Annotated in this window: 3 protein-coding genes; 2 read left to right on the top strand and 1 reads right to left on the bottom strand. The window is 46.0% G+C overall.

Annotation, left to right across the window (positions count from 1 at the left end; translation table 11 throughout):
* The first annotated feature begins 179 nt into the window (after window positions 1-179).
* Both mnmE and RIC07_RS14675 read left to right on the top strand, forming a co-directional pair.
* The gene (gene mnmE / locus RIC07_RS14680; RefSeq protein WP_446395179.1) at window positions 180-1,562 is read left to right on the top strand and encodes a tRNA uridine-5-carboxymethylaminomethyl(34) synthesis GTPase MnmE; all 1,383 of its coding nucleotides are present in this window, start codon (window positions 180-182) and stop codon (window positions 1,560-1,562) included.
* A 332-nt stretch (window positions 1,563-1,894) separates the two neighbouring features.
* Window positions 1,895-4,354: an adenylate/guanylate cyclase domain-containing protein gene (locus tag RIC07_RS14675; protein ID WP_446395178.1), complete on the top strand. Its 2,460-nt coding sequence runs from the start codon at window positions 1,895-1,897 to the stop codon at window positions 4,352-4,354.
* A 32-nt stretch (window positions 4,355-4,386) separates the two neighbouring features.
* Here RIC07_RS14675 and RIC07_RS14670 read toward each other — a convergent pair whose 3' ends face one another.
* Window positions 4,387-4,518, bottom strand: a complete 132-nt coding sequence (locus RIC07_RS14670) for a ribose-phosphate pyrophosphokinase-like domain-containing protein (RefSeq protein WP_446395177.1) — start codon at window positions 4,516-4,518, stop codon at window positions 4,387-4,389.
* Window positions 4,519-4,964: the final 446 nt, after the last annotated feature.

The following is a 4,964-nucleotide window of genomic DNA, read 5'->3' as shown; positions in this document are numbered from 1 at the left end:
CCTTTGCACAAAAAACAACGCCCCAAGCCCGATGGTTGGATACAGCCCTATTTATTTTTTAAGCTATATTAAGCATTGCTCCCCAACCCAGACACCATAAGACTTGTGGATTGTTAAGAAAGATGTGACTAATGCATAGCTTTCAAAGGGGGGAAAAAGAAAGGTAGGGTCAGTAAATGATGTCTCAACCGTTCGTCCAAGGTGAAACAATAGCCGCGATCGCAACTGCTGTCGTTCCCCAACAGGGGAGTGTGGGAATCGTGCGGGTGTCGGGCGAAAATGCCTTAGAAATCGCCCGTCAACTATTCCACGCACCAGGGCGTCAAGCTTGGCAGACTCACCGCATTCTCTATGGGTATGTGCGTCATCCTCAAACCCAACAGATCGTGGATGAAGCCTTACTCTTAATTATGCAATCCCCTCGCTCTTATACTCGTGAAGATGTCGTCGAGTTCCATTGTCACGGCGGGATTATGCCTGTGCAGCAGGTGTTGCAACTCTGCTTAGAGTTAGGCGCACGGTTAGCCCAACCGGGAGAGTTTACCCTGCGGGCATTTTTGAACGGGCGGTTAGATTTAACCCAAGCCGAAAGTATCGCTGACTTAGTGGGTTCTCGTTCCCCCGCCGCCGCCCAAGCTGCATTAGCGGGAATACAGGGGAAGCTGGCTGTACCCATTCGCCAACTCCGGGCGACGTGTTTAGATACTTTGGCAGAAATTGAAGCCCGAATCGACTTTGAGGAAGATTTACCGCCCTTAGATGAAGCGGGGATCGTTGCCCAAATTCAACAAGTATTAACCGATATTAACCAAATTCTCGCCACCGCCGATCGCGGTCAATTATTGCGAACGGGCTTAAACGTCGCCATTGTCGGGCGTCCGAATGTGGGCAAATCCAGTTTATTGAACGCCTGGAGTCGCAGCGATCGCGCGATCGTTACTGATTTACCCGGTACAACTCGTGATGTGGTAGAGTCGCAGTTAGTCGTTGGTGGTATCCCCATACAGGTTCTAGATACCGCCGGAATCCGGGAAACCGTGGATCAAGTCGAGAAAATTGGCGTTGAGCGATCGCGCCGTGCGGCTGAGGCGGCTGATTTAATTGTATTGGTGATTGAAGCCACAGCGGGATGGAGTTCAGAAGACCAAGAAATTTATACCCAAGTCAAACACCGTCCCCTAATTTTAGTCATTAATAAAACCGATCTCGCCCCCGCTGATTCTGTCTCCTATCCGGATAGTATTGACCGGGTAATTACAGCCGCCGTCACTAAAAACGAAGGGATTGAGGCATTAGAACAAGGGATTCTTGAGGCGGTACAAACGGGAACATTGCACGCGGCTGACTTAGATTTAGCGATTAACCAGCGACAAGCCGCCGCCTTAACCCAAGCTAAGATAGCGCTGGAACAGGTACAAGACACCATCTCCCAGCAGTTACCTTTAGATTTTTGGACAATTGATTTACGCGGCGCGATTCAAGCCTTAGGTGAAATTACGGGGGAGGAAGTAACAGAATCAGTGCTTGACCGGATTTTTAGTCGCTTCTGTATTGGCAAGTAGGTTGTCTTACGTTTCCTTATATTTAACTACCCCCTTTATAGCGCTTTCCCAGCGTGTGAGGTACACCTAAATGTAGGGGCAATGTAGGGGCGCAAAGCTTGCGCCCTTAACGATGTATCGCATCAAACCGGAAATTGCTATATAGTCCAGTCCGCGCAGGCGGACGCAAGTTTGTGTGGTTCCATGACTTCCAGTCGCCAGGGCAAAAAGGGAGTTAGTTTTTGTATGGTCACATTTTTTTCACATTCATCAAGGAAAAATAGAGAAGAACCATCATAAATATTCCTACGGTACTAACAATGAACTTTGACGGGAAGAGGAATCAAGCGTCTATGACAATCACATCGAGGGCAGGGAACCCAGAAATCCAAGCTCCTGATCCGATCCCGGTAAATAGCGATATCATAGGAGTTTTACCTGACCCCCTTGCCCTGCCGTTGCATTCTTCTTTGAGTATTTTGGAACCCAGGAACGAGGAATTAGATCTGCCCATCCAACCCTCAAGCGCCACAGGAGGCTTAGGCGAAGCTCAATTTGCCCTCGCCTTCCGCTTGTCTCCCAACGCCATGGCAATCAGCACCCTCGCTGATGGACGCTTGTTGGCGGTCAATGATCGGTTACTTAACCTTGTAGGGTATCAAAAAGACGAACTGATTGGCACAAGCACAGTCGAATTGAAGTTTTGGCTGCATCCAGAGGATCGTACTCGCTTTATCCAGCAATTACAAACTCAGGGAACCATTCACAATTATGAATTTAATTTTCGTCTCAAGTCAGGACAGGTAAAAACGGGGTTATTATCAGCAAATATTATTAACTTTAGTGGACAAGACTGCTTACTCAGTATCATTAACGACATCACTGAACGCAAGCATGCTGAGGAACAAGTAACACGTCTAGCTAAAATGAGCCAAGCCATTAGTAGTGCGACGGATTTTCAGACTGCCTTGGATGTTGCTTTACATCAAGTCTGCGAAATTACAGGCTGGAGTTATGGCGAAGTGTGGATTCCCGCGACGGATGGTATGGCATTAGAATGTAGTCATAGTTGGTATGGTAAATGTACAGATATCGATTCTCCAGACGCCGCCAAATTCGAGCAATTTCGAGAGTACAGTGCAGCCTTAACCATCTTACCCAATGAAGAACTACCTGGACGAGTATGGCATCAAATTCAGCCGGAGTGGGTTGATGATTTAGCGACGTTTCCAGATGACCTTTTCCTGAGATTAGAACTCGCGGTTAAATGCGGATTTAACTCAGCATTTGCCGTCCCCATAGTGACACCAACCGCTGCTCAAGAATCCGTTTGCGTCTTAGCTGTGCTGGTGTTTTTTATGGCAAAAAAATACCCACCTGACCATCATTTCTTTGAGCTAGTCACGGTTATTACTAATCAGTTAGGTAGTGTGATGCAGCAGAAGAAAGCGGTCACAGAGATGCAAGCCCTTTTCGCCGCGATGACGGATGTGGTGCTGGTGATTGATGCCTCAGGACGATGCCTAAAAATTGCCCCCACGAATCCCCTGAGTGACTACAAGCCATCAGCCGAAATTGTGGGTAAAACCTTACACGAACAGTTCCCAGTTAAGCAAGCTGATTTTATTCTCCAAGCGATTCAAGAGGCTCTTTTAACTCAGCAAACGGTTAGTATTGACTATCAGTTGACCGTTGCCGGACGAGATAGTTGGTTCGCGGCTAACCTATCACCCCTGTCTCATGATAGCGTGATTTGGGCAGCACGGGATATCAGTGAGAGTAAATTGCTGGAAAATAAGCTGCGAACGTCGGAAAGCAAAATGCGCCTATTTTTTGAGGCGATGAATGCGATTGTTTTAATTATTGATGTTCAAGATAATACAATAGCAAATATTGAAATAGCACCGACCAATCCTACCCGCTTCTATGACTTTTACATTGACCCAATTAACCAAACAATCGAATATCTTTTTCAAGAGGAAACGGCTCAGGATTGGTTAGATAAAATTCAACAGGCGCTAACCACTCAGCACACGATCTATTTTGATTACAGTCTACAAAGTGAAGACAATACAGTATGGTTTGCCGCCAGCATTTCGGCAATTTCTGACCAATCGATTATTTGGGTGGCGCGTGATATTACCGATCGCAAGCAGGCAGAGGCGGCGTTACAGTTAGAGCAAGAAAAGTCTGAGCAGTTATTACTAAATATATTACCCGAACTGATTGCCAGTCGTCTGAAACAAGATCAGAGGGCGATTGCGGAACATTTTGATCAGGTGACAATTCTGTTTGCCGATATTGTGGGATTTACGCCGTTATCGGCACGTCTACAACCGATTGAACTGGTAAATATGCTGAATCAAATCTTTTCCACATTTGACCAGCTAGCGGATCAGTATGGGTTGGAGAAGATTAAAACCATTGGTGATGCGTATATGGTTGTTGGCGGTTTACCTCGTCCCCTAGATGATCATGCCACAGCGATCGCGCAGATGGCGTTGGATATGCAACAAGCGATTCATGAGTTCCAAGTGCAACAGGGGGAGTCTTTTGAAATTCGCATTGGGATTAACACCGGATCAGTCGTGGCGGGTGTAATTGGTAGGAAAAAATTTATCTATGATTTATGGGGAGATGCGGTTAATGTTGCCTCTCGCATGGAATCATCAGGAGAACCGGGTAAAATTCAAGTTACTGCTACTACATACCAACAGTTACAGCACAGGTTTATCTTTGAACAGCGAGGTGCTGTCAAAGTTAAGGGTAAAGGCGATATGATTACCTATTGGCTTCTGGGTAGAAGGAAATGATCTCAAAAGTGGATTGGGTAGGGTAATATTATTCATCCTTTCTGATCATCCCCATCTGGGAATTGCTGCGCCGTACAATTTCCCAGGGGTATATTTAAGTCTTGGGCTATAGCTTTCGCTAATCCAAGATTAGCCCTACCTGCAAACAGGATTATATTATTCATTTACCATCACTATTTCAATCAACTCTTTTATCCTTACCGCAGCCGCGACTATTCTAAATCTGCTAGAAGTTAGATGCATTTTGGTTGTCGGTTGTCGGTTGTCGTCTGTAGGGGCGAGTCGCCTCACAAATATGATGGTGTAAGGATTAACCTATCTCGACTCGCCCTGTCAAATGTGATGATGTCAGATAATTCATGATCGGCGATTCACGGTAACACCCATACAATTAATGGGTTGATTTTAGACGGTGGTTCATGCCGATTTTTATTTGAATTGAATTATGAAGATTATCATGATTTGGTTGTCGGTTATTGGTTATCGGTTGTCGTTTGTTGTCTGTAGGGGCGAGTCGCTGCACAACTATGATGCTGTGAGGATTAACGTATCTCGACTCGCCCTGTCAAATGTGATGGTATCAGATAATTCATGATCGGCGATTCAGGGT

Origin of the sequence: Coleofasciculus sp. E1-EBD-02, from assembly GCF_040218245.1 — a bacterium.
Taxonomy (GTDB): domain Bacteria; phylum Cyanobacteriota; class Cyanobacteriia; order Cyanobacteriales; family Coleofasciculaceae; genus Coleofasciculus.
Note: the sequence above shows the minus strand (reverse complement) of the source record. Positions and strands in the feature narration are given on the sequence as shown.